Source organism: Ureibacillus galli, from assembly GCF_014836845.1.
Classification (GTDB): domain Bacteria; phylum Bacillota; class Bacilli; order Bacillales_A; family Planococcaceae; genus Ureibacillus; species Ureibacillus galli.
In genome coordinates, this window is sequence record NZ_JACSQA010000030.1 from 19,580 (window position 1) to 40,540 (window position 20,961).

The 20,961-nt window shown below is 33.2% G+C and carries 25 protein-coding genes and 2 pseudogenes; 9 read left to right on the plus strand and 18 right to left on the minus strand.

The features are described 5' to 3' along the window. Nucleotides 1–3: 3 nt before the first annotated feature. The 11 genes from H9636_RS15550 to H9636_RS15600 form a co-directional block, all read right to left on the minus strand. Nucleotides 4–486, minus strand: a complete 483-nt coding sequence (locus H9636_RS15550) for a DUF2975 domain-containing protein (RefSeq protein ID WP_191708490.1) — start codon at nucleotides 484–486, stop codon at nucleotides 4–6. A 208-nt stretch (nucleotides 487–694) separates the two neighbouring features. After that, complete coding sequence (locus H9636_RS15555; RefSeq protein ID WP_158599681.1) at nucleotides 695–859, minus strand: hypothetical protein; 165 nt, start codon at nucleotides 857–859, stop codon at nucleotides 695–697. A 181-nt stretch (nucleotides 860–1,040) separates the two neighbouring features. Continuing rightward, entirely contained in the window at nucleotides 1,041–1,571 is a 531-nt protein-coding gene (locus H9636_RS15560) for a GNAT family N-acetyltransferase (RefSeq protein ID WP_122971683.1), read from the minus strand. An 801-nt stretch (nucleotides 1,572–2,372) separates the two neighbouring features. Beyond that, the gene (locus tag H9636_RS15565; protein WP_191708491.1) at nucleotides 2,373–2,975 is read right to left on the minus strand and encodes a lysozyme inhibitor LprI family protein; all 603 of its coding nucleotides are present in this window, start codon (nucleotides 2,973–2,975) and stop codon (nucleotides 2,373–2,375) included. Between the two features lie 27 nt (nucleotides 2,976–3,002). Continuing rightward, nucleotides 3,003–3,185 carry a hypothetical protein gene (locus H9636_RS15570; RefSeq protein ID WP_191708492.1) on the minus strand — a complete coding sequence of 61 codons (183 nt, stop codon included), beginning with the start codon at nucleotides 3,183–3,185 and terminating at the stop codon, nucleotides 3,003–3,005. A gap of 44 nt (nucleotides 3,186–3,229) precedes the next feature. Beyond that, entirely contained in the window at nucleotides 3,230–3,607 is a 378-nt protein-coding gene (locus tag H9636_RS15575) for a hypothetical protein (protein ID WP_191708493.1), read from the minus strand. A gap of 289 nt (nucleotides 3,608–3,896) precedes the next feature. Beyond that, complete coding sequence (locus H9636_RS15580; protein WP_225230273.1) at nucleotides 3,897–4,835, minus strand: DUF3231 family protein; 939 nt, start codon at nucleotides 4,833–4,835, stop codon at nucleotides 3,897–3,899. A 323-nt stretch (nucleotides 4,836–5,158) separates the two neighbouring features. After that, nucleotides 5,159–5,668 (minus strand): membrane lipoprotein lipid attachment site-containing protein, encoded by a 510-nt coding sequence (locus H9636_RS15585; RefSeq protein ID WP_191708494.1) that lies wholly within the window; start codon nucleotides 5,666–5,668, stop codon nucleotides 5,159–5,161. A gap of 462 nt (nucleotides 5,669–6,130) precedes the next feature. Then, nucleotides 6,131–6,586, minus strand: coding sequence for a DUF421 domain-containing protein (locus H9636_RS15590; protein WP_191708495.1), 456 nt, complete (start codon nucleotides 6,584–6,586; stop codon nucleotides 6,131–6,133). Nucleotides 6,587–6,789: 203 nt separating this feature from the next. After that, the gene (locus tag H9636_RS15595) at nucleotides 6,790–7,299 is read right to left on the minus strand and encodes a YfiT family bacillithiol transferase (RefSeq protein ID WP_191708496.1); all 510 of its coding nucleotides are present in this window, start codon (nucleotides 7,297–7,299) and stop codon (nucleotides 6,790–6,792) included. A gap of 193 nt (nucleotides 7,300–7,492) precedes the next feature. Next, the gene (locus H9636_RS15600) at nucleotides 7,493–7,666 is read right to left on the minus strand and encodes a hypothetical protein (RefSeq protein WP_191708497.1); all 174 of its coding nucleotides are present in this window, start codon (nucleotides 7,664–7,666) and stop codon (nucleotides 7,493–7,495) included. Nucleotides 7,667–7,845: 179 nt separating this feature from the next. Here H9636_RS15600 and H9636_RS15605 point away from each other — a divergent pair, with 179 nt between their 5' ends. Further along, nucleotides 7,846–8,250 (plus strand): Rrf2 family transcriptional regulator, encoded by a 405-nt coding sequence (locus tag H9636_RS15605; RefSeq protein ID WP_191708498.1) that lies wholly within the window; start codon nucleotides 7,846–7,848, stop codon nucleotides 8,248–8,250. A gap of 75 nt (nucleotides 8,251–8,325) precedes the next feature. Then, nucleotides 8,326–9,231 (plus strand): NAD(P)/FAD-dependent oxidoreductase, encoded by a 906-nt coding sequence (locus tag H9636_RS15610; RefSeq protein WP_191708499.1) that lies wholly within the window; start codon nucleotides 8,326–8,328, stop codon nucleotides 9,229–9,231. Between the two features lie 71 nt (nucleotides 9,232–9,302). On the opposite strand, the gene H9636_RS15615 is transcribed toward H9636_RS15610, so the two are convergent. Beyond that, the gene (locus H9636_RS15615; protein WP_225230274.1) at nucleotides 9,303–10,190 is read right to left on the minus strand and encodes a DMT family transporter; all 888 of its coding nucleotides are present in this window, start codon (nucleotides 10,188–10,190) and stop codon (nucleotides 9,303–9,305) included. Nucleotides 10,191–10,381: 191 nt separating this feature from the next. Beyond that, nucleotides 10,382–11,277, minus strand: a pseudogene (locus H9636_RS15620) (DMT family transporter). 266 nt (nucleotides 11,278–11,543) lie between these two features. Between H9636_RS15620 and H9636_RS15625 the strand changes: the two are divergent. Further along, nucleotides 11,544–12,119 (plus strand): GNAT family N-acetyltransferase, encoded by a 576-nt coding sequence (locus H9636_RS15625; RefSeq protein ID WP_225230275.1) that lies wholly within the window; start codon nucleotides 11,544–11,546, stop codon nucleotides 12,117–12,119. Nucleotides 12,120–12,232: 113 nt separating this feature from the next. Here the strand turns inward: H9636_RS15625 and H9636_RS15630 are convergent, their stop codons facing one another. The 4 genes and pseudogenes from H9636_RS15630 to H9636_RS19125 all read right to left on the minus strand — a co-directional run. Next, a complete protein-coding gene (locus H9636_RS15630) occupies nucleotides 12,233–12,403 on the minus strand; it encodes a hypothetical protein (protein WP_191708501.1) in 171 nt (56 codons plus the stop codon). A gap of 118 nt (nucleotides 12,404–12,521) precedes the next feature. After that, entirely contained in the window at nucleotides 12,522–12,944 is a 423-nt protein-coding gene (locus H9636_RS15635; RefSeq protein WP_191708502.1) for a GNAT family N-acetyltransferase, read from the minus strand. A gap of 47 nt (nucleotides 12,945–12,991) precedes the next feature. Continuing rightward, entirely contained in the window at nucleotides 12,992–13,771 is a 780-nt protein-coding gene (locus H9636_RS15640) for an alpha/beta fold hydrolase (protein WP_191708503.1), read from the minus strand. Between the two features lie 408 nt (nucleotides 13,772–14,179). Further along, nucleotides 14,180–14,641, minus strand: a pseudogene (locus H9636_RS19125) (SMI1/KNR4 family protein); the annotation flags it as partial. A 426-nt stretch (nucleotides 14,642–15,067) separates the two neighbouring features. Between H9636_RS19125 and vanR the strand changes: the two are divergent. The 3 genes from vanR (at nucleotide 15,068) to vanY (ending at nucleotide 17,858) form a co-directional block, all read left to right on the plus strand. Beyond that, nucleotides 15,068–15,763 carry a vancomycin resistance response regulator transcription factor, VanR-F/VanR-M family gene (gene vanR / locus H9636_RS15650; protein ID WP_191708504.1) on the plus strand — a complete coding sequence of 232 codons (696 nt, stop codon included), beginning with the start codon at nucleotides 15,068–15,070 and terminating at the stop codon, nucleotides 15,761–15,763. Beyond that, nucleotides 15,756–16,862, plus strand: a complete 1,107-nt coding sequence (locus H9636_RS15655) for a sensor histidine kinase (RefSeq protein WP_191708505.1) — start codon at nucleotides 15,756–15,758, stop codon at nucleotides 16,860–16,862. The genes vanR and H9636_RS15655 overlap by 8 nt, the downstream gene beginning before the upstream one ends. Nucleotides 16,863–16,970: 108 nt before the next feature. Next, a complete protein-coding gene (gene vanY / locus H9636_RS15660; protein WP_191708506.1) occupies nucleotides 16,971–17,858 on the plus strand; it encodes a VanY-A/VanY-F/VanY-M family D-Ala-D-Ala carboxypeptidase in 888 nt (295 codons plus the stop codon). Nucleotides 17,859–18,197: 339 nt separating this feature from the next. Here vanY and H9636_RS15665 read toward each other — a convergent pair whose 3' ends face one another. Beyond that, nucleotides 18,198–18,629, minus strand: coding sequence for an Lrp/AsnC family transcriptional regulator (locus H9636_RS15665; RefSeq protein ID WP_191708507.1), 432 nt, complete (start codon nucleotides 18,627–18,629; stop codon nucleotides 18,198–18,200). 140 nt (nucleotides 18,630–18,769) lie between these two features. Between H9636_RS15665 and H9636_RS15670 the strand changes: the two genes are divergently transcribed. The 3 genes from H9636_RS15670 (at nucleotide 18,770) to H9636_RS15680 (ending at nucleotide 20,799) form a co-directional block, all read left to right on the plus strand. Beyond that, the gene (locus H9636_RS15670) at nucleotides 18,770–19,351 is read left to right on the plus strand and encodes a DJ-1/PfpI family protein (protein WP_191708508.1); all 582 of its coding nucleotides are present in this window, start codon (nucleotides 18,770–18,772) and stop codon (nucleotides 19,349–19,351) included. 577 nt (nucleotides 19,352–19,928) lie between these two features. After that, on the plus strand, nucleotides 19,929–20,246 hold the full coding sequence (locus H9636_RS15675; protein ID WP_122971664.1) for a PadR family transcriptional regulator: 318 nt from the start codon (nucleotides 19,929–19,931) through the stop codon (nucleotides 20,244–20,246). Continuing rightward, nucleotides 20,233–20,799 carry a DUF2812 domain-containing protein gene (locus tag H9636_RS15680; protein WP_191708509.1) on the plus strand — a complete coding sequence of 189 codons (567 nt, stop codon included), beginning with the start codon at nucleotides 20,233–20,235 and terminating at the stop codon, nucleotides 20,797–20,799. The genes H9636_RS15675 and H9636_RS15680 overlap by 14 nt, the downstream gene beginning before the upstream one ends. Nucleotides 20,800–20,961 lie beyond the last annotated feature (162 nt).

Below are 20,961 nucleotides of genomic sequence, written 5' to 3' on the forward strand. Positions count from 1 at the left end.
ACCTCAGACCGTCAAATCATTTTCTAATTTCATATTGATCGCTTCTTGTAAAAGTCTTTGGAGCACAGCGGCAAAGACGGCAATGACCAATGGTGCAAAGATTAAACCTAATCCAACAAGGATAACCCCTGGAGCATCATCCCTCTCCGCAATGAGGTAAAAGAGTGGCAAGCCTAACACATAGATCACACTAATCGAAATGGCACTATATTTTATTTTCATTAAAGCCTCTACAGAAATTTGAGAAAAAGCATCGTTTTTATCAATATAACTAAGCAGTTTAAAAGCTTGGTACAGCGCAATGTAATACGGTATGGCTGCTGCATACATCACAAGAAAAACAAGATATTTTAAATACGTATGATTGGGATATAGTTCTGCTGCGAAGTTGGCAATCTCAGGCACTAAAAAAATGCACAAAAGAAGAACTGGGACTCCCATCAAAACAACGGCTGTCTTTAAAAAGAGTGTTGACCCTCTTTTCATAAAAAGCACCTCACTTCATGATTTGTCCATTTGAATTTAACATAGTATTTATCGTTTTACAATAAATTATTATTGATTTTAATCATTTTTTTATTGTTCGTCTATTTCACCCATCATTTTAGCCCAAAAGAAAAAGCACTTCTTATTACAAAGAAATGCTCTAATACTTAGTATTATTTTAATAGAGTTCCAACTCAAATCTAATTCATTAAGATTTTAATTTGTCAGAGATAGATTTTAATAGTTGAATCTGTTCCTTTTGTAGTTTTATTACCGTTAGGGCAAACCAAATCACAAAAACAATCGGTACGACATAAATAATGAATAAAATAAGAAGTGGTATAATACCTGTTAATAACTCTAATGCTCCCATTTGTCATCCTCCTTCACCATTACTAATTCCAACATTAGACATTATATCAATAAAAAGACAGATAAAAAATACTTGCAATGCTAAAAGTGAAAAGAATGGAGAAATTAACCGTTTACTGTGGGGTTCTATTGTTAAATAAAAAAGCCTATATTTCATGTTTAGTGAAATATAGGCGATTCGGTTAATCGGATTTTAGTTTCGAAAAGATTTTTAGATCAATATACTTCCCCTTTGACTTTTCTGTTTGTCTTAAGGTACCTTCCCATGTAAAGTTCAACTTTTCCAGAACTTTAATGGAATTTATATTTTCAGGCTCCACTTTCGCTTCCACCCTATTTAAGTTCAGCGTATTAAAAGCATTTTCAACAAGGGCACTAATTGCTTCTGGTGCATAGCCATTCCCCCAATGTTCTTTCGCAATATCATACCCTATTTCTGCTTTCTCATTTTCAAAATCTAAAAAGTTATAACCACAAGAACCAATCAATTCATTCGTGCTTAATTTAATAATTGAAAAACGAATCGCTTTGTTATCATGAGCTAGTTTATCAAGATGGGAAATCATATTTACAGCTTGGCTTTCCTCTGTGAATGGATCGATATTCATAAATTTAGCCACTTCTGGGTCCGACCAAATTTTAAATAAACTAGCTGAATCCGTAGTCCTCATTTTTCTTAAAAGTAATCTTTCTGTGTATAAATTTGTCATCAATATCCTTTCCTCCGTTTCAATGATTGGGTGAGTTGGAAATATTGATATCTGCGCATAGTTCACTCCCTTCTAGTTACCATTCATATTATGAAAAACGTATTTTACAGTTAGAGTGCTCCCTTTTTAAATAGTTTTTTTGAATTAACCTAATTATTAGGTTTCCCTGTTCCAAAATGAATGTATCGCTAAACCTAAAGTTATAATAGGTAATATGTACCATAAAGTATGTTTCTCAAAAATATATTTAAATTCAGGTATAAATACTAAATATTTATAAATAAACATAAACATAAAAAATGAACTGACCAATAAAATCGATTCGGAAACATTAATAACTTTTTTGTTATTCATTTGAATACCTAACCTCTCTTATAAATTTGGACAAAACCATTCATAGCAAAATTCATTTTCAGTTCTTCTGATTTTATATCATTATGAAGAAATACAATAATTTACAATTTAATTATAAATATTTTCTATAAGAATTAAATACAAAAAAGGAGTGAAGCAAATGAAATTTAAAAAATATTATTTTTACTATTAACTGCTCTATTGTTTACTATTGCCTTTTAGCACTTCATATGAAACTGTTAACCTTTATTTACTTACATTCTTTCGATTACGACCAATAGTATTTAATACAAATCCAGTTATAAACACTAAAACGATTAATAAAAGTACTCTGATCATGTAATGGAGTTCAAAATCATCCAATATGCCCGAATAGATACCTGCCAAGATTGCTAATAAAATGATTTTATATGTTTTCATATAGTCCCCCTTAAAGTGTTAGTTGCAGAACTACTTCATATATTTTGCAACGAGCTCATAACATCTTTCCTTCGTAAGACTTGCTTGGGTTGCCACATATTCTAATGATTCCGTCGAACCACCTTTATATTTTAGGGATGATTCTTTTGCAGTTGCATCTCTATGTTCAATCCATTTCCGCTGTTCTTCCCTTAATTGGTCCCTCTGTTCTGTATTAAGCTGATCCATCAATACCCCATAAATCTCATTCAATGATTCATCCCATTTTTTATATCTTTCCGCCTCTTGTTCTTCCATTTCAACCATCGTTGTTTTTGCTTCTTCATTTCGATCTGCTTCTTCCATTTCATTAAGTTGCTTAAGATATTCATCCTTTTGATTACTAGTCGTTGACCCTAGAGATGAATTAGAAGAATTGTCTTCTTGCTTATTTAACTCGCTGTTGTCCGCACTTTCTGAAGCATTTTCTGTTTTATTATCAATATCATTATTCTCTACACCTTCAAGCGATTTGCTATTGGATGACTCGTTTTTCGATTCAGCCTTTGACTTATCAGATGAATTGCCACAAGCAGCTAAAAGCGTGACTACTACAATTAGCATTGCGATGAAATATTTTCGATTGGTTGTCATATTAAAGCTCCTTTAACTTACTTACCTTTATGGCATTAAAATTGGATCAGCACCAAACCAAGTTTGAAAATCGTTTTCCTCTGTACATGGTTGAATCCAGCAAATGCCAAATCTAAACGTTTGATTTTCTGTAGATTGAAAAGTTTCATATTGAATGCCATTACTTAAATATTCTCTAGTATTAATAGCACCTAATAGTGTTACTAACAAATTAATCCCTCTTATTGATACGAAATATAGCCTTCTGGGCTAAATCAGACTTCAACAGTTTTATTGGAGCTATTTTTTAAGGTTACAACAATACTTCCAATACATACTAAAGTTCCTAAAATCCCAATTACACTTACCCCAATATTATTGGAAAATAGAAATCCAATTGGTATTATCCCTAAAAAGGCAATGACAACAAACCCTTGGTACACCGCAGAAATAACTCTAACTACAAGATTATTAAATAGCGATAGAATCAAAGGCGGCAAAAAGAGGATTACGACAATTCCAATAGATAACCATAAACCTAATGGTTCGTCGTATGAAATCGTGTTTGGACCTGTCGGATGTTTCGCAGCAAGTAAAATCGCCCCTACAGCTATTATTAAAGTTACTAAAACCATAAAAAATCTTTTAAACATAAAAATATCTCCTTCTAAATGTTAAATTCCTTTGGACTGTAATCTCCCGGAATTCCGTAAATAGGAGTTAACCCAGCTTGCACATGCAATGCATCTCCAAAGTTGTTTTACTTGTTAATTTTTATACGATAATTTTTAGGAAAAGTTTCAAATAATACCAATTCATTATTCTCCCGCTACCGATGTTTAAAAAAAAATGGGCGCCTATCCTTGTTATCCAGGATAGCGCCCGATTTTTTATATTATCAGTTAAAAGGTTATCAAAACCAGAAAAGACCATGATACAATTTTATACATCCATTTTCGGTGGTTCCTCAAACCATCCTTTAGACACCATAAGCTGAATTCCGTTCAGTTGATATTGATAGATGTCTTTACCAAATACGGCATTTTTGGATTGAAGATCTTTGCGTAAACTAAAGCCAGCACTAAAGCCACCGCCTCCGAGGGAAAATGCACACAAAAGGTAATTACAAAACATCATTAACTTTTCTGAAAAAGGTGCTATTGTTGAGTTTGTAACGGTTCCTCCAGGAGTTGCAGGGGGTTGAATATTATTTTCAAGAAGAATATTAGAAAACTCACTTATAATTTCCTTGGCAAGTTGAATCCCTTCCATAAAATACTTTTTGACATCTTCGTCCTTAGTCGTTTGGATGAAACCATTTAACAATTGCATACCAGTAATATTTGTTTCGATTGTACGATAGATATTGCCAAACTCGACCGTATTGATTGGGCGCTTTTTCCCAAAAATATTGGTACCTTTTAAATAATCTTCGTCCCCTATATAATTGGTTGCTGTTGGCATCGAGACATAGGTTGGGGGTGTATAAAGGTTTTTATCAAGCAAATACTGTGTAAAGTGTCCATAAAAGTTTTCCGTTATTTCAGACATATCCTTATAAAGCTTTATAATGTCTTGTCGGTATGCCATCGTTAAGTGGAGTACGTACATCCCCATACTTATTTCCTTTAGTACGCGACATAACATAATGTCAAAACCATTGTCCCATAACTTTGGTGCTTCTAAATGAACATCCTTTTTCGTAAAACCTTCTGGAACTGCCGCACCTTCATTTTCAAGCGTAGTTTTCATTTTCAAAATGATTGGATGAAGTTGGCTCCGTAACTCTGACATGAGTTCCTTTGCTTTTTGATCATCTGCTTTCTCAATAAAATAGTCCAATATACGTAAAATCATTGATTTTTTTGATATGTCATCCAAAGAGCCCCAAGTTCAGAGGAACTCATTTTAGGTTCTTCTATCATAAGTTTATACACTCCTATTTTCCGTGTGTTTATTGAAAATAGTATCTGTATTTGTATGTAGGTTATACATATGATGAAATTGATAAGTTACTTAAAATCTTTCACTTTAAAAAGAATATCTGTTTAATTTTAATGTGCAAATGAAAAAACACTGGCATTTTTAATACCAATGTTTTTAACAAATTGAAATTCTCATGCTTCATGATTCATGGTTCTGCCCATATTTAGCTGAATCACCATGGAAAACTGTTTCAAGATATGGTTCGTAATTTATTATTTTCATAAATTTTCATTAACATAATTAAAAATTTCAACTAGTATTTGTTCATCCGAATAATCACCTTTATAAAATTGAATACCTTCTTTTTTTCCATTTACATTTTTAAATCCTTGAACATATGCTAGTTCATCGTCATCTTTAGATGTTTCCATTGTCATATTTTCATTTGTAAATGCAAACAAATGAAGGTTTTGCATACCAAAAAAGAAGATTGGGTATTTTACAGTGTTGTAAAAATTTATATAGTCATTTTTATCAGCTTCAGTAAAAGCTCCTGGCATAATGATTAAAGCATCAAATTCCTCATGATTACTAATTTCATTTAATTGAATGTAATCATAAATTACATTGCCTACAGCTGGTAATTCATCACTCCCCACTACACCAATTTCTAAGGGTGCTCCTTTATACATTTCTAACAAATTATCATGGTTATATTCGTTACTTTTACTTGGAGTACAACCTGATAAAAAAATTAATATAACTAAAAATGAAAAATACTTTTTCATAATCCACCTCTTTTTCCTCACTTAATATTTTACATAAAATGTTATTATAGTAAAGTAATGTATTTATTCTATGAAATTAACAACGGAGGATAGATTGTGGAAAGATGTGTTCATAAACAACAGCAACTAGCGCATCAACAATTGACTCCATACTAATGTAAGTGAAAATGGGTCATTTAGTGAACTCATGTAGATTGAAAAGATGAATGGTGGATCTGCTACAAAAGTTAGAAAGGAAGTTAACAGGTAGATTTACCGTAAGCACCTTTTGGAGATAGTTTAGTTATTTAATTTAATAACGGAAGAGAATTTATAAGCACTTCTAAAGTGTTCAAACTATTCTACTCAAGGATAGGTATGTTCATTTTAGAAGTGCTTTTTTGTATTTCAAAATAATAAAGGTGGCTTAATAAAAGGATCTGCCCTAAAAGCAAATTTCCTATGTAAAAATGAGATTCCCTTTTATTTCTGTTTTTGTTTTACGGATATATCACCGTTAAATTCCAAATAGCATTGTTCAACTTCCTCGAGTACAAAAAAGCCTTTTAATCGTAAAAGTGCCCGTAGTTCATCTTCGGACATTCGTTCTTTGTTTAGGGCTTCTTTATGGATTTCACCATGTTCGATTAAAAGAAGAGGCTCTCCGATAATCATTTTTTCTGCTTTTTTTGACTTCGTTGTGATCCAATCAAATAGATAGATTGTCGCTACCAACAAGATAAAAAGAACGATTGTAAACCATAAAGGATAATCTTGGTTGAGCGTCACGTCCCATCCAATACTTGTCATAAGTACCATAAACGCAAAGTCAATCGGCGTTGATTGGTTTAGTTCTTTATTGCCCATAAAACGAAAAACGACAAACATTAAAAATAATACGAATGGGAATTCTACTAAAATCTGCGTCATTTTATCCATAGGTTTCCCCTTTCAAAATTGATTTTTTCTATATATATACCTCTTTAATTGCTAACTAAACTTTTCTAAAAATGAGATATAAATTTATGTACATAAGTACTTATTTCCACAACCTTGCCAATTGGTCCTGAACATTAAAATTCCCCTATTATTAAAAAAATTGGCTTATTGAATTTTCAATAAGCCAATTCCAACATAGGAAATTATTTTGATAATGCAATTTTTATATGAGCTAAGTGATGCTCTTCGTGCCAAGCTAATTTTGCAACTTTTGTTGCAACGGTAATTTTACCGTTTTTCTGGTGAGTAAAAACTCTGTCTAGTTGCTCTACCGTTAAACTATTTCCTAAAGCTACAATACGCTCATTTAAACCTTCTAGCATTTTAATTGAACTTTCTGTAGGAAGCCTTGTATCTGGTTGAATAGCCCATTTTTCTTCATCAAAAGCCGGTACGGTTGGATTCTCATCTGTTAAGGCTAGCTTTAAACGTTGATACATGTTTAATTGAGAATCTGCAATGTGATGAACAAGTTGACGAACAGTCCAGCTGCCATCACGGTACGTTTTGCTTAACTCCTCGTCACTTAATGCGTGTACCGTTTCACTTAATCGAGTCGTGTAAGTTTCGATTTCTTTTAGCCATTCTTGAATATTTGCTAATGTCACTTTTTCAGGAACTTGTAATTTCCCTATTGGGTACCTTACATCCATTTTCAATCCCCTTTTCCACATTATTAAATGAAATTTGCAATACGAATCATGATGTTCTTACTCCACAAATTTTCAGGAAGACCTATCTCCCTATGTTTATACTATTTCTTTATAAGGGATATATAACCCTTTGATTTTGTTATTAATTTCACATTTACGAAAAAAATATATGAATGATTTCCAATTTGTTTTATCACTGTCCAAACTTTGCAAGTTTCCTTAGATAGATAATGCCTCCAACCAAAATAACAAATCCGACGATTTTATTAATGATCGTTTTAAACACTTCGTTATTAACCGTGATGCTCATAAATAAACTACCTATGAAAATAATTAGAATGCCAATTATTAAATGAAGTATTTTCAATTCGTAACACCTCCGTTAGTGTAAATATTATTTTGACAATAATAGAACATTAACGTATTCAACTAATGCACTTATTACTGAAATGTAATTCCCTTCTTCTATGGAAACACTCTATTTATTTGACATGAATAACCTAAGCAGATATTATAGACACATTAAGTCTGTAATAGGGTGATATGATGAAGTTAACAAAAGCAACGAATTATGCTTTGCACACCATGCTATTTTTAGCTGTTAATCCTCCTAATGAGCATATCGGTGTCGCAAAATTAGCTGAACGCCAAGAAGTTTCAACGACCTATTTATCTAAAATCCTCACAAAGTTAGTAAAAGCTGGAATGATTGAATCGGTCTCAGGTGCAAATGGTGGATATAAATTAAAACATGGTTGGGAAAAAATTTCATTACTCGATGTGATAAAAGCGATTGAAGGTTTAACGCCTATTTTTGATTATTGCCACAATCATAATCCTGATTGTTTAATTCAGAAGGCGATTGAATCAGCCGAGCAAAAACTTTTAGATGAATTGAATCAAACACGTATTTTTGACCTTGCTAACAAAATGAATAAGACATCTATATAATTCATGATGTCTTTTACCCTAATTACAGACATTAAGACTCTATAATATATATTATTGAAACGGAGGAAATTAAAGTTGGATAAATTTGATTGTATTGTCATTGGTGCAGGACCTGCTGGATTAAGTGCAGCCCTAACTTTGGGAAGAGCGCGTAGAAACATTGCCATTTTTGATAATGGAACAAATCGAAATCGAGTAACTCAAGCGTCACACGGTTTTTTAACGAGAGATGGCATTAAACCACAAGAATTTAAAGATATAGCAATGAAGGAATTACAGTCTTACCCTTCTATTTCCATTTTTCACGAAACAGTGATTGAGGTAGATAAAGATAACCAAACGGATTTATTTTTCGTTAAAACATCAAACAATGCGTCTTATATGGCAGAAAAAATATTGTTAGCTACTGGTATACAAGAAGAATTTCCCCTTTCACAGGTGAAACAATATTACGGTAAAAGTTTATTCAACTGTCCCTATTGTGATGGTTGGGAGCTGAGAGACCAGCCTTTAGCCGTCATTGCAGAAAATAGTGAACACGCTATTCATCTAACGAAATTGCTTATGAATTGGTCAAAAGATCTAATCGTTTTTACGAATGGCCATGAACTATCTGATCAAGTACGAAACGTATTTGAAAGTAAAAAAATAAAAGTTTATACGTCCATTATTAAAAACCTACTTGGGGATCATGGTAAATTAGAACGTATTGAATTAGAATCAGGTGAAACCATTTCAAGAAGTGGTGGCTTTGTAGTACCTCGTTTTTATCGTCCAAATCAATTTGCCGAACAATTCAATTGTCAAGTTGATGAAAACGGAATCATTATCACAGATGGTAATGGACGAACAACCGTGCCCGGGGTCTATATTGCAGGTGAAACCGAAAAGGCTGGCCCCTCTTCTTTGATGATTGCTGCCGCTGATGGTTTTAAGGCTGCTACCAGCGTAAACATGGATCTAACATTAGAAAGATTTTAAAAATGAAAGCTGATGAGTTATAAAAATAAACTCATCAGCTTTTTGATTGTGGAGCACATAAAGGAGTTAAACTATTCCTTTCCGGTTACAACATTCGGCTTTTTATTAATTAAATAAATACTTAATAAAATGAATACCATTCCGATCAATAAAGTTATGGTAAATGGTTCATCTAAGAAAACCGTACCGAGTAACACTGCAATTAATGGGACTAAAAAGGTAAAAGAGCTAACTTTTCCTGCCTCTCCTTTACTCATTAATTGGTTATACAAAACAAAAGCTAATGCTACACCAAAAATTGCCCCATAGATTAAACAAACAATAAATGACCCGTTCCATTCAATTGCCCGGATGTCTTCTGCTCCTAAGCCATAAAACAACATACAAAGACCACCAATGACATTTTGTAAAGCAACTAACCAAAACCCATTGACGACATTGCTCTTTATTTTTACATAGATCGTTCCAATCGCCCAACCACTAGCTGTAATGAGTGCAAGTACAAATCCAATCGGAGCAACTTTGCCACTAATCCCATCTAAACTTACCATCACAACACCTAAAAACCCTAAACATACACCGATGATTTTGTTACGAGTAAGCGGTTCTTTTAAAAATGGCCATGCGAGTATAACAACAAGCACTGGTTGGAAATAAACGATGACAGAGTATAAGCCTGCCGGTAAATATTGCAAACCTATCGATTGAATTCCGTAGAAAAGTATGACATTAAATATACTCGAAATTACATAAACGGGCCAATTTTCTTTCCATTTTATTTTTCTCCATTGAGGAATTAAGATCAAAGCAAATAAAAGTCCTGCAATGATTGAACGGATTCCCGAAAATAAGACTGGTGGCGAAAACTGTAAGGCATATTTATAAATCGGCCATACAGATCCCCATATACAGACAAGCGCGATAAGACTAAAAATCGTTTTCATATTACTATTCTTCAAGTTATTTTTTCCCTTCCCCAAATGGCTATTTCACAATTTCCTTGTAATCAAAATAGACAATGCAGAAAGTTTGGTAAAAATGAGTATAAATCTAAATGGAGCGAAAGTTGCCTTTTCCCTTGAAGAAACAACATGGGCCAGAAAGAATCCCCCTCTTAATAGACACTGAGAAGGACTTCTTAGTTCACAAGCTAATCATTTATCTTTAAAATTCTTTTTACGCCATGATTTTTCTGCTGAAAATTGCTATTTACAAGATAGATTCCAATAATAATAAATATACCACCAACGATGATGGAAAGGTATAATGACTCCCCTAATATGAGCCAGCCAGATAGAACACCAAAGAAAGGTGCTAAAAATAAAAATGCACTCGTTTTTCCTGGATCACCTTTTTGTAGCAGATAATACCAGACGGCAAATTGAACAATTGAAGACATAATACTTAACCATAATAAAACGAGTAATGAATGGCTATTTAAAATAAAAAATGGTTTTTCAACAATAAAGCTACTGAGTAAAAGTAAAAATCCACCAAAAAGCATCTGATAGGCGGATAGAACCCACGTATCGAAATGTACTCCCCATTTATTCGCTAATAATGTGGCGATTGCCCAAAAAACTGCAGAAAGAATTCCATAAAAAATCCCAATCTTCAATTCTAGTTGTGCGCCCATTGTAATACTTACCCCTACTAATCCAAAAAGAACACCTATCCATTGATAAAATTTATAATGTGTTTTTAAAAAAATCGTACTGAATACAACAACAAGTAACGGGTTCGTAAATGTAAGAATAGAAGATTCACTCGCTGTAATCGTTCGTAAACTCAAAAAAATACACCCCATAACACCAGCTGTTTGAAAAGCACCAATCACCAATATCTTTATCCAACTTTTTATAGATGTCGGGTGCGGTCTTTTTAAAATAAAAACTATTACAGCCATCATAAGTCCAGCAAGTGTAAAGCGTAATGCTGCTAATAATAATGGAGATAATAAGGTAAACCAATCTTCACGACAGCAAAAGAAGAACCCATTAAAAAGGTTGTTAAGAGTATTAATGTTGTAAATTTGAACGTATTCATTTTTTATCTCCCTACTTATTTAATTGACCAGTCTGTCTGTTCATTATAACGGCTGAATATTTCAACCATAATCGAAATATTGAATGTAATGGAGATAACTTTGAAACGACAAGGAAAAATGGACCGTGACCTATTAAACTAACATCTTGAAAATAGCACCTACCACTGATCTCGAGCATTCCATTTAATTGACCTTCGAATGATAAAAGGTTTAGACTTAACAGTGGAATAGTGAATATATGGAAGGTTGGATATGGATGATTAGAATGGCAACCCAAAAGGATTGTATGGAGATTGCAAAACTGTTATGGGTAATCTTTGAGGATATGGAATTACCTTTACTTAAGAAGATTTCTAAAAATACATTACTTGATATGGTGGCTGAGTGTATTGCCGAACCTACATATCGTTTTGGTTTTAAAAGAGGCTTAGTTTATGAGTTAAATGGAGAAATTGCGGGTGTCATCTTTGGCTATCCCGCAGAGGACGAGGCGATCATTGATGAGCCATTTAGAAACGTATTACTGAAAAACGGTTTTGATCCTAATGATAATTTATTTGTTGATAAAGAGACACTTCCAAATGAATGGTATATCGATTCAGTGGTCGTAAACCAAAAATTTAGAGGTTTAGGTATTGGCTCCGCTTTACTAAACGGGATGAGCCAAACCGCGATCGATGCAGGATACCATACGATTGGTCTCAATGTAGATAAGGCAAACCCGAAAGCGAAAAAGTTATATGCTAGTTTAGGGTATCAGAAAGTTGCTGAATTAGTCATTAGTGATCATCAATATGAACATATGTGTAAATCATTAACAATTGATTCACTCGAAAAATAAACAACATCGGTGCGTACCACCAATTGTATTCAAAGAGACCAGAGTTGCCATAGCCGCTCTGGTTTTCTCATTTATTAGGAACAGAACATAAGCATTTCTAATCACCCTTATTGTCACAATCCATCCTCAGTTTTATCCAAAAGTTTGTCTAGCTTCTCTGAAATTCTTATAAGTAATACGAAAATATGAATGAAAAAGCCAACTACAATCCCCACTAAAGGCGCATAATAACCTACGAATAAAATGGCTATTAAAGTTGGTAGAATATATCCAAAAGCGATCATTGTATCCCATCCTACATTAACTTTACTTTTAATAAAATCCACTTCAATTAAAAGAACCCTATTCCCTCTTTCGATTCACGACCTGAAGTGGTAACTCATGAAAACTAGCAACTACACTTTATAAATCCTTTTTCAAATAGTAATGCTCAAATTCCCTACCGACATTGTCGATGCTACCATATACTTGATATCCATTCTTTTTATAGAAATCTAATGCTTGAAAACTTAAAGTATCCACTTTGATGAAATCACACTTTTTATCCAGAGCTATTTTCTCTATTTCTAACAACAATTTTGTCCCATAGCCAGAATGTCTTAAGTCCTCATCTAAAATAAGTGTATAAATTTCTAACCAATTCCAATTTACTGCACTTAAGATTCCACCACGAACATTGTCGTTCTCATCCTTTAGAAACAAATTAATTTCTTCGTATCGCCCAACTAAATCCTTTGGAAAGTACTTTAAATTAAATTTATAAAGCTCGTCGTCAATATATTCTTTTGCTTCTTTATTTACTTCATTACAAATATGAAGTTCCATTATCATTTTCCCCTTTCTTCTTTTTATTTGATTTTCGCGAAAATGATCTAACCTATCATGCTACATTCCTTTGGTAACCTCCCTTCCTGGATCCACCCTTCCACGAGATGATTAAAGAAGTCCGGCATTGCTAAAGAAACACCATGCCCTACTTTAGGTAAAATGATTCCAGTACAATTCGGGTTTGCGTTGACGATATCTTTAGCAGATTTTTTCATAACCCCTTTTTCCTTTTCACCTACTGTAACGAGTATTTTTCCCTTTGCTTTTCTAAAATCTATCGGAATTTCAAAGGACATGTTTTCCTCTAATACTCTAATAAGCGTGTCGGGTTTTAGTTGGCAACTTTCCTCGTAATACCTTTCAAAGTAGACTTCCCCTATGTATAATTGCTTTGCTTGGAGTTTGGAAAAATATCGATTTTTTATTAACGGAAAGGATAGTTTAATCGCAGGTTTGATAATTTTTTTCATGTATGGCATAGGTCTGACTGAGGCGCTATTGATCATGGCAAAATCGATTAAATCTGGTTTCATGCTGAGTAGTTGGATAATGACTTGTGAACCTAACGAAAAGCCAATTAAAATGACTTTCTTTCCTCTAGCTTTTTCTTCAATTAGTTGGATTAATGCTTCTGCACTCCCCTTTATCGAAAAGGGAATGTCAACATTGTTTAAACCATGTTCAGGTAAAATCGGCACAATGCAATGGTAATGCTTGAAGTATTGTACTTGTTGATCCCACATCCAATCACTCACACCGCCACCATGTAAAAAGACCATCAAGGAAGCACTTTTATCACCGTATTCTTTGTAACGTAAAGTCAATTCCTTCACCTCACTCCCTATTAAATTCAATAAGAAAGACATTTCTTCCTGCTCTAAAGAAATGCCTTACGTTGTATGTTCAATTCAATTATTACTGAAGTACATATCTGCATAATATTCGATTTCATTGTCCTTCCGAATGATGGATACCATTTCCTCTACCCCATTCGAAGACAGGATTCCTACTTCGTGGAAATGATTCGCGTAATTGGCCGCTAACTGTTTGATATCGAGAATTGGACTTTGTAGAAGAGCGATTAACTTTTGTTCAATGAAGTGTTCATTTCCTTTCGTATTTTCAAAAAGGTAATCCAAAGCAAGGGTAATCTCTTGCTCCTTTGAAGTTGAAAAGGCATTGTTCAGTTCATCGATCGTCCATTGTCTTTCATCTTGTTCAAAATAAAGATCTTCAACATCTCTTTCTTCTACATATAATCCATTTATGAACGTGTCAAAGTTAGGTGCTAACTCAAAAATCTGGTCCCATTCCACATTAATATATATAACTGGAGGCTCCTCTTTTGTATGGCGATAATCAAGTGCCACCCACGAATGTCCACTTCCAGAGAGTAATACAATATTGTTCGGCAAATTCCACTCTCGTATGAAATAGTCACTTTCCAATATCCCGTTTTCTTCGCCTATCCCGAAAAGGAATTCCATATTTATATGATCATCCGCCCAAGATGTTGGGACATCTGAAGGATATGAATCATAGATGATGTATCCACCATTCTGTTCTTGAAGTAAATGAATATAAGATTTAGGCAGTTTTACTCTAAGGGTTTCTTCTGCTTTTTCTAGTATTTTGTCAGTTAAAGGGGGTAATTTATAATATTCGTCGTCTTTTTTCCAAATATTGATCATGATGAACCGACCTCCAAAAATGGGTATGTTTTGAACGCATTGGTAGGAACAATCATTATAACGCAAAATTTTCCATTTAGAACCAATCACGAAGCCACCAACAAAATTGATTACCCTTACCATAACACGATTAGACATCTTATATTTTTTGCATCAAAATCTACTGGTTTATAATAAAGACGTTTTAAAACCAAATAGGTTAAAAATGGTGAGTCATGCTTTTTTTCAACAATCGTGTCAGATTGTTGAGTAGCAATCAAAAGCTGAAAGAGGTATCTTTCAATTATATTATTATGAATTGTAATTTAAAATCGTGGAAAGTTTAGTTGAAGATTTTCAGTCCATTAATAAGTCCATTTTTTTGGGAAAGAAAAGATATAATAGAACAAGATTAGGACCTATATGTACATATTATTTAGGGGTGAAACTATGAAAGATATATCGATACTAATTGCTGATGATGAGGAGGAAATTGCTGATTTAATTGCCTTTCATCTTGAAAAAGAAGGATACCATATTATGAAAGTTTCAGATGGTCAAGAGGCTGTTCGTGTTATCGAAAATCAAGTCTTTGATTTGCTAATTTTGGATATTATGATGCCGAAAATGAATGGATATGAAGTAACCCACCGCATTCGTGAACAGCATAATATGCCTATTATATTTTTAAGTGCTAAAACATCTGATTTTGACAAAGTACAGGGACTCATAATTGGAGCAGATGACTATATGACTAAACCATTCTCTCCCATTGAATTGGTAGCTAGAGTAAATGCGCAGTTACGGCGATTTACTACTTTGAATCAAGCTAAGAACGAAAAAAAATCAAATCTAGAGTTTGGTGGACTAGTTATTTCTCCTGAGCAACGGGCGGTTACTCTTTACGGAGAATATATTGAGTTAACTCCTAAAGAATTTGATATTTTGTATTTGCTAGCCAGCCATCCAAAGAAAGTTTATAGTGTGGAAAATATTTTCCAGCAGGTGTGGGGCGAAGCTTATTTTGAAAGTGGGAATACTGTTATGGTTCATATTCGTACATTACGGAAAAAACTTAAAGAAGATCAGCAGAAAAACAAATTAATTAAAACTGTATGGGGAATCGGGTATACATTCAATGGTTAAAGTTTTAAGAAGTTTTCGCTCAAAAATGATTATGTTATTTGGATTAAGTATGATTCTGTCTGGCTCCATCACTTATATAATCTTTAAAATACTTCAATATTATTACCATACTTGGGTTGATTACGGCGATTTATTAACCCATTTCCGATTATTTATATTAAAAATTGGAGACATTAATTTCTTTTTACTTATTTTTATCCCACTTTCGATACTGTTTTTCTTTTTCTTTACGAAGCGCTATTCTACTTATTTCAACGAGATTTCAAGCGGAATTCACTACCTTGCTCGCGGAGACTTTCAACATCAAGTTGAAATCCAATCAAATGATGAGTTTAATGATATTGCCAAAGACATAAATCTCGCAAGTAAAAAATTAAAAGAAGCCATAGAAAGAGGTGACTTTTCAGAAAGCAGTAAGAATCAACTAGTTGTAAATTTAGCACATGATCTGCGTACCCCACTAACTTCTGTTTTAGGTTATTTGGATTTAATCCTTAAAGATGAAAACTTGACGAAAGAACAAGTTAGGCATTTTTTAACGATTGCTTTTACTAAATCCCAACGTTTAGAAAGGCTAATTGATGAATTATTTGAAATAACTAAAATGAATTATGGAATGCTGCCAGTAGATAAAAAAAGATTTAATCTAACAGACCTACTAAACCAATTAAATGAAGAACTGTATCCTGTATACGAAAAAAATCATTTGATTGCCCGGATGAATATTCCTAGCCATTTACCCGTTTTGGGTGATGGAGATTTGCTAGCACGACTTTTTGAAAATCTTATCACCAATGCAATTCGTTATGGATTTGACGGCCAGTATGTAGATATTAATGGTTTCATTGAAGCTAACGAAGTGGTAGTACAAGTTGTGAATTATGGAGATAGTATCCCTCATGATGAACTCCCGTATCTTTTTGATATGTTCTATACCGGAGACAAAGCACGAACCCATAGAGAAGATAGTACAGGATTGGGTCTGTTTATTGCGAAGAATATTGCAGAGCAGCATAATGGATCAATTACTGCTGAAAGCAACGTCGTACAGACAACTTTTGAAGTCCGATTACCAAAGGAAAGTGAACAAAATAATTAAGTAGATTTCAAATAAATAATTTAAGAAAAATTTAAGATTTACCCCACTCTTTTTTTAAATAGTTTTACCTATTATATCAATTAGTGACGAATAAGGAGGAAACTGAAAATGAAGAAGTGGGGATTTTTACTATTATTACTTTTGTGCTTGTTTCTAGCCTTCATATATAAGGAAACGTTATTTGAATCAAAAGTAGATAAACCAAAAATAGAAGTAGAAAAATATGATCAACATGGAATAGCAGAATACGAAAGGGCTTTTGAAAATAACCTACAAACAAATATTACAGAAGAACAAATTTTTCAAGGAGATCTGCTATTGATCAACAATGAACACCCAGTTCACCAAGAGAGTATTAAAACCGACGTGATTAATTTATCCACTCACAATGAATTGACACAGGGGTACGTGTTATTAGGTAGTAAAAATTATATGTCAATGGATATTGCCCATAAATTCTCAGACATGATTGCTGATGCTGGAAAAGATGGGCTCCATCATTTCGCTATCACAAGTGGATTTCGTAGTTTTGAAGAACAAAAGATACTTTATGAACAAATGGGATCTAACCTTGCACTACCTCCGGGTTATAGCGAACATAATTTGGGTTTATCGTTGGATGTAGGGTCTACACAGATGAAAATGGAAGATGCACCAGAAGGAAAATGGATAGAAAAAAATGCTTGGAAATATGGCTTTATTTTACGATATCCAGAGAATAAAACTGATATTACAGGTATCCAATATGAACCTTGGCATATTCGTTATGTTGGTTTGCCGCATAGTGCGATTATGAAGGAGGAGGATTTTGTTTTAGAAGAATATTTAGATTACCTAAAGGAAAAAAAGAAGGTGTCGACGAAGATCGAAGGTAAAAAATATACTGTTTCTTATTACCCTTTTTCTGAAAACATGACCATTAACCTACCGAAAAATCACAAATATGAGATTTCTGGTGACAATATGGATGGAATTATTGTTACCATTTACGAATGATAAATTTGAAATAAGTTTTGGGATTCTAGTCCATGGAATTAATATTTTCCAATCAAAAATTTAACATTTCAGTATTAATTTAAATTGAGATTTAACAATTGAAGTTAGGCTTTCTTCACCCCTTTTAAAACAAAATATCGCATCGATTGCCTACTTCATAAAGGCACCTCCAATGTTAATTTGTGCCTAACATTTGGAAGTGCCTTTTTTTATGAAAAGAACATTACTTTCTTCTACGTATAATCGTGTATCAAAGTTGGGCGCAAACTCAAAATCTGGTCCCATTCCACATCAATGTATATAACTGGAGGCTCCTCTTTTGTATGTCTCCCTGTATTTTCATTCTTCAAAAGGGTCTATTATTCTTTTTTCATAAGAAGATAACACGATATTCGTAGAGGGTGTTCCAAATTGCATTGACTCATCAATAAATTTTTCTAAACTCTCTACAGAATGCGTTGCTATTTTGACAATATAGCTAATCTCCCCTGCAACCCTATAACATTCAAGTACATCTGGATGGTTATGGCAAAAGTTAGCTAATGCTTTACAATCTTTTGATTCAAACAATATAAGTGCAGAGATTGGGCGGTTCATTTTTTTTAGAGAAACATGTGCATGGTAACCTTCAATAACTTGTTGCTCCTCTAATTTTCGTACTCGTTCCGTGACGGATGGAGAAGATAAGTGAACCGCTTCCGCTAAATCCTTCATTGAAATTTTTGCATTTGATTGTAATATCTTCACAATGTTTTTATCAATTTGATCCATAAAATATCCAACCTTTTTTTATAAATTAGAATAACTTAAATACTTTATTAATTAAAATTAAACAACTAAATATCCTTTTTCAACCCATTCATGCAATTTAAATAATTTTATAAAATAAGGTACCAGGAGGGAGATACAATATGAAAAAAATATTATTATTATTAGCTAATGGATTTGAAGCAGTAGAGGCTAGTGTATTTACAGATGTACTAGGTTGGAATAAATGGGAGGGAGATGGTTCAACTGAAGTCGTAACCGTTGGCCTTCGGGATAAATTAACTTGTACTTGGAATTTTACAGTCATACCTGAAAAAACGATTCACGATATTCAACTAGATGAGTTTGATGCACTAGCTATTCCAGGAGGTTTTGAAGAAGCGGGCTTTTACGAAGATGCTTTTAGTACCCCATTTTTAAATATTATTCAACATTTTCATGCCAATAAGAAGCCGATTGCGAGTATCTGTGTGGCCTCTTTAGCGCTTGGCAAAAGCGGTATTCTTAAAGGTAGAAAGGCAACCACATACAATCATTCAACGAGCAAACGAAAAGAGCAGTTAAAAAATTTCGGTGCAGTTGTACAAAATGATTTAATTGTTCAGGATGAAAATATTATTACCTCTTCTAACCCAGGTACAGCTTTTGATGTTGCATTTTTATTACTCGAAAAATTAACTTCTAAAGAAAACGCAGAACATGTTAAGGATCTTATGGGATTTTAAATAATCGATTCAAAACCAGCTAATGAAGTTAATCGTCATCACTATATAAACGGACGTTTTTCCCGAAATTTTAGTTACCATAAGAAGTTTTAAATTTATTTTAACAGCTATAAAGGATTGATTTCGGTATTGAACTGAACTCAATCCTTTTAATTTCCCTTTAATACTTTTGCAATTGGAAATTCGATAAACATGAAGTAAGCCCTATTCTCATATTCCCCTATTGTCGTAAATCATTGATTTCTTTTCAGCATATTATCCGATCAGTAATAATTAGTACAATGCTTATCCCCTACTAACTTGATGAACTCTTTTCCATCAAATTGGTTCCTTTATCAACTACTTGTGATTTGTCTTTTTTTAATGTTTCCTTTTCTGAAACTGAGGCATTTCACTTTTTTAGAAATACATGCTTCATATGTAAACGTTCATTCTCTAGATTGTAGTGCCTTTAGAACCTTTATCGAAGATTAAGTTCCTTTTACTAATTTTGAAAATGATGTTGACTATTCAGTTGAACTGTATTATATTTTTATTAAGTTGAACTATATAGTCGAACTGAATAGAGGATGAGAAAATGAAACATAAATTATTACCGTTGTCTGAAACGATGCATTATATTTTATTAGCTTTGCGTGAGCCACTCCATGGCTATGCCGTCATGCAAAAGATAGAAACGATGAGTAACGGATCTGTTATTTTAGCAGCTGGTACATTATATGGTGCGATTGAGAACTTAAGTAAGCATGGTTGGATCGAACCTGTTGGAGAGGAAGGCCGGAGAAAAGTTTATATGATAACAGAGGAAGGAAGAGCGATTTTGAAAATGGAACAAAACAGGTTATTGCATATTTTATCTCTGTATGAAGGAAGTGCATCAAATGAAGAGATTTAAAATATTTTTTGATATCGAAAAAGAGGAACAATGGCTAAATGAGCAATTACAAAAAGGCTATCGTTGTACAAATACGAGCGGATTCGGCGTATACACTTTCGAAAAAACCAACAAACAATATGTGGTGCGACTGGATTATCAAGATTATTTATCAAGGAATAAGTTCGAAGAGTACAAAGGGATATATGAAGATTTCGGTTGGCATTATATAAATGGTTCCCGGCTTGGTGGCATTCAATATTGGCAAAAAGAAAAAGATCATCAAAATGAAATCTTCTCGGATCGCCAATCGAAGAGTAATTATTATAAAAGGTTAATGGGTTATTCTTCTAGCTTAGCTATATTATTATTGTTTATTTCTTTTATGCTTTATAAGGATTCAGGTTTATATTTGACTGAAGGTCTCTGGAGCATGAAAGGTTCATTATTCTGGAAAGCACTATTATTTGAAACGCCATTCGCCCTTTTAAGATTGCTTCCCGCCATTATGGTTGTTTTCTTTGGTATTAGTTTCTATAAAGCTTTTCAAAAGCATTCCATGTTAAAAGAATAAAGTAAGGAGTTCAATTCGAACTTTTTTGATTCAAAGAATTAGTTAAGGATCATATATCTACTACAACTATGCGCTTTTCTGAAAGTGAACTGCACCCCAATTGTTAGACACATCTAACAATTGGAGGTGTAGTTTTTTTATGACTAAATTTACAAATGAACA

Coding starts and splice junctions, on each gene's coding strand:
- H9636_RS15595 (WP_191708496.1), bottom strand. CDS start 7,299: ATGGATGTAAGGTACCCAATAGGGAAATTACAAGTTCCTGAAAAAGTG.
- vanR (WP_191708504.1), top strand. CDS start 15,068: ATGAAAGATATATCGATACTAATTGCTGATGATGAGGAGGAAATTGCT.
- H9636_RS15565 (WP_191708491.1), bottom strand. CDS start 2,975: ATGACAACCAATCGAAAATATTTCATCGCAATGCTAATTGTAGTAGTC.
- H9636_RS15575 (WP_191708493.1), bottom strand. CDS start 3,607: ATGTTTAAAAGATTTTTTATGGTTTTAGTAACTTTAATAATAGCTGTA.
- H9636_RS15605 (WP_191708498.1), top strand. CDS start 7,846: ATGAAGTTAACAAAAGCAACGAATTATGCTTTGCACACCATGCTATTT.
- H9636_RS15585 (WP_191708494.1), bottom strand. CDS start 5,668: ATGAAAAAGTATTTTTCATTTTTAGTTATATTAATTTTTTTATCAGGT.
- H9636_RS15550 (WP_191708490.1), bottom strand. CDS start 486: ATGAAAAGAGGGTCAACACTCTTTTTAAAGACAGCCGTTGTTTTGATG.
- H9636_RS15555 (WP_158599681.1), bottom strand. CDS start 859: ATGGGAGCATTAGAGTTATTAACAGGTATTATACCACTTCTTATTTTA.
- H9636_RS15635 (WP_191708502.1), bottom strand. CDS start 12,944: ATGGAACTTCATATTTGTAATGAAGTAAATAAAGAAGCAAAAGAATAT.
- H9636_RS15680 (WP_191708509.1), top strand. CDS start 20,233: ATGAAGAGATTTAAAATATTTTTTGATATCGAAAAAGAGGAACAATGG.
- H9636_RS15665 (WP_191708507.1), bottom strand. CDS start 18,629: ATGGATCAAATTGATAAAAACATTGTGAAGATATTACAATCAAATGCA.
- H9636_RS15675 (WP_122971664.1), top strand. CDS start 19,929: ATGAAACATAAATTATTACCGTTGTCTGAAACGATGCATTATATTTTA.
- H9636_RS15655 (WP_191708505.1), top strand. CDS start 15,756: ATGGTTAAAGTTTTAAGAAGTTTTCGCTCAAAAATGATTATGTTATTT.
- H9636_RS15625 (WP_225230275.1), top strand. CDS start 11,544: ATGGCAACCCAAAAGGATTGTATGGAGATTGCAAAACTGTTATGGGTA.
- H9636_RS15590 (WP_191708495.1), bottom strand. CDS start 6,586: ATGGATAAAATGACGCAGATTTTAGTAGAATTCCCATTCGTATTATTT.
- H9636_RS15630 (WP_191708501.1), bottom strand. CDS start 12,403: ATGATCGCTTTTGGATATATTCTACCAACTTTAATAGCCATTTTATTC.
- vanY (WP_191708506.1), top strand. CDS start 16,971: ATGAAGAAGTGGGGATTTTTACTATTATTACTTTTGTGCTTGTTTCTA.
- H9636_RS15670 (WP_191708508.1), top strand. CDS start 18,770: ATGAAAAAAATATTATTATTATTAGCTAATGGATTTGAAGCAGTAGAG.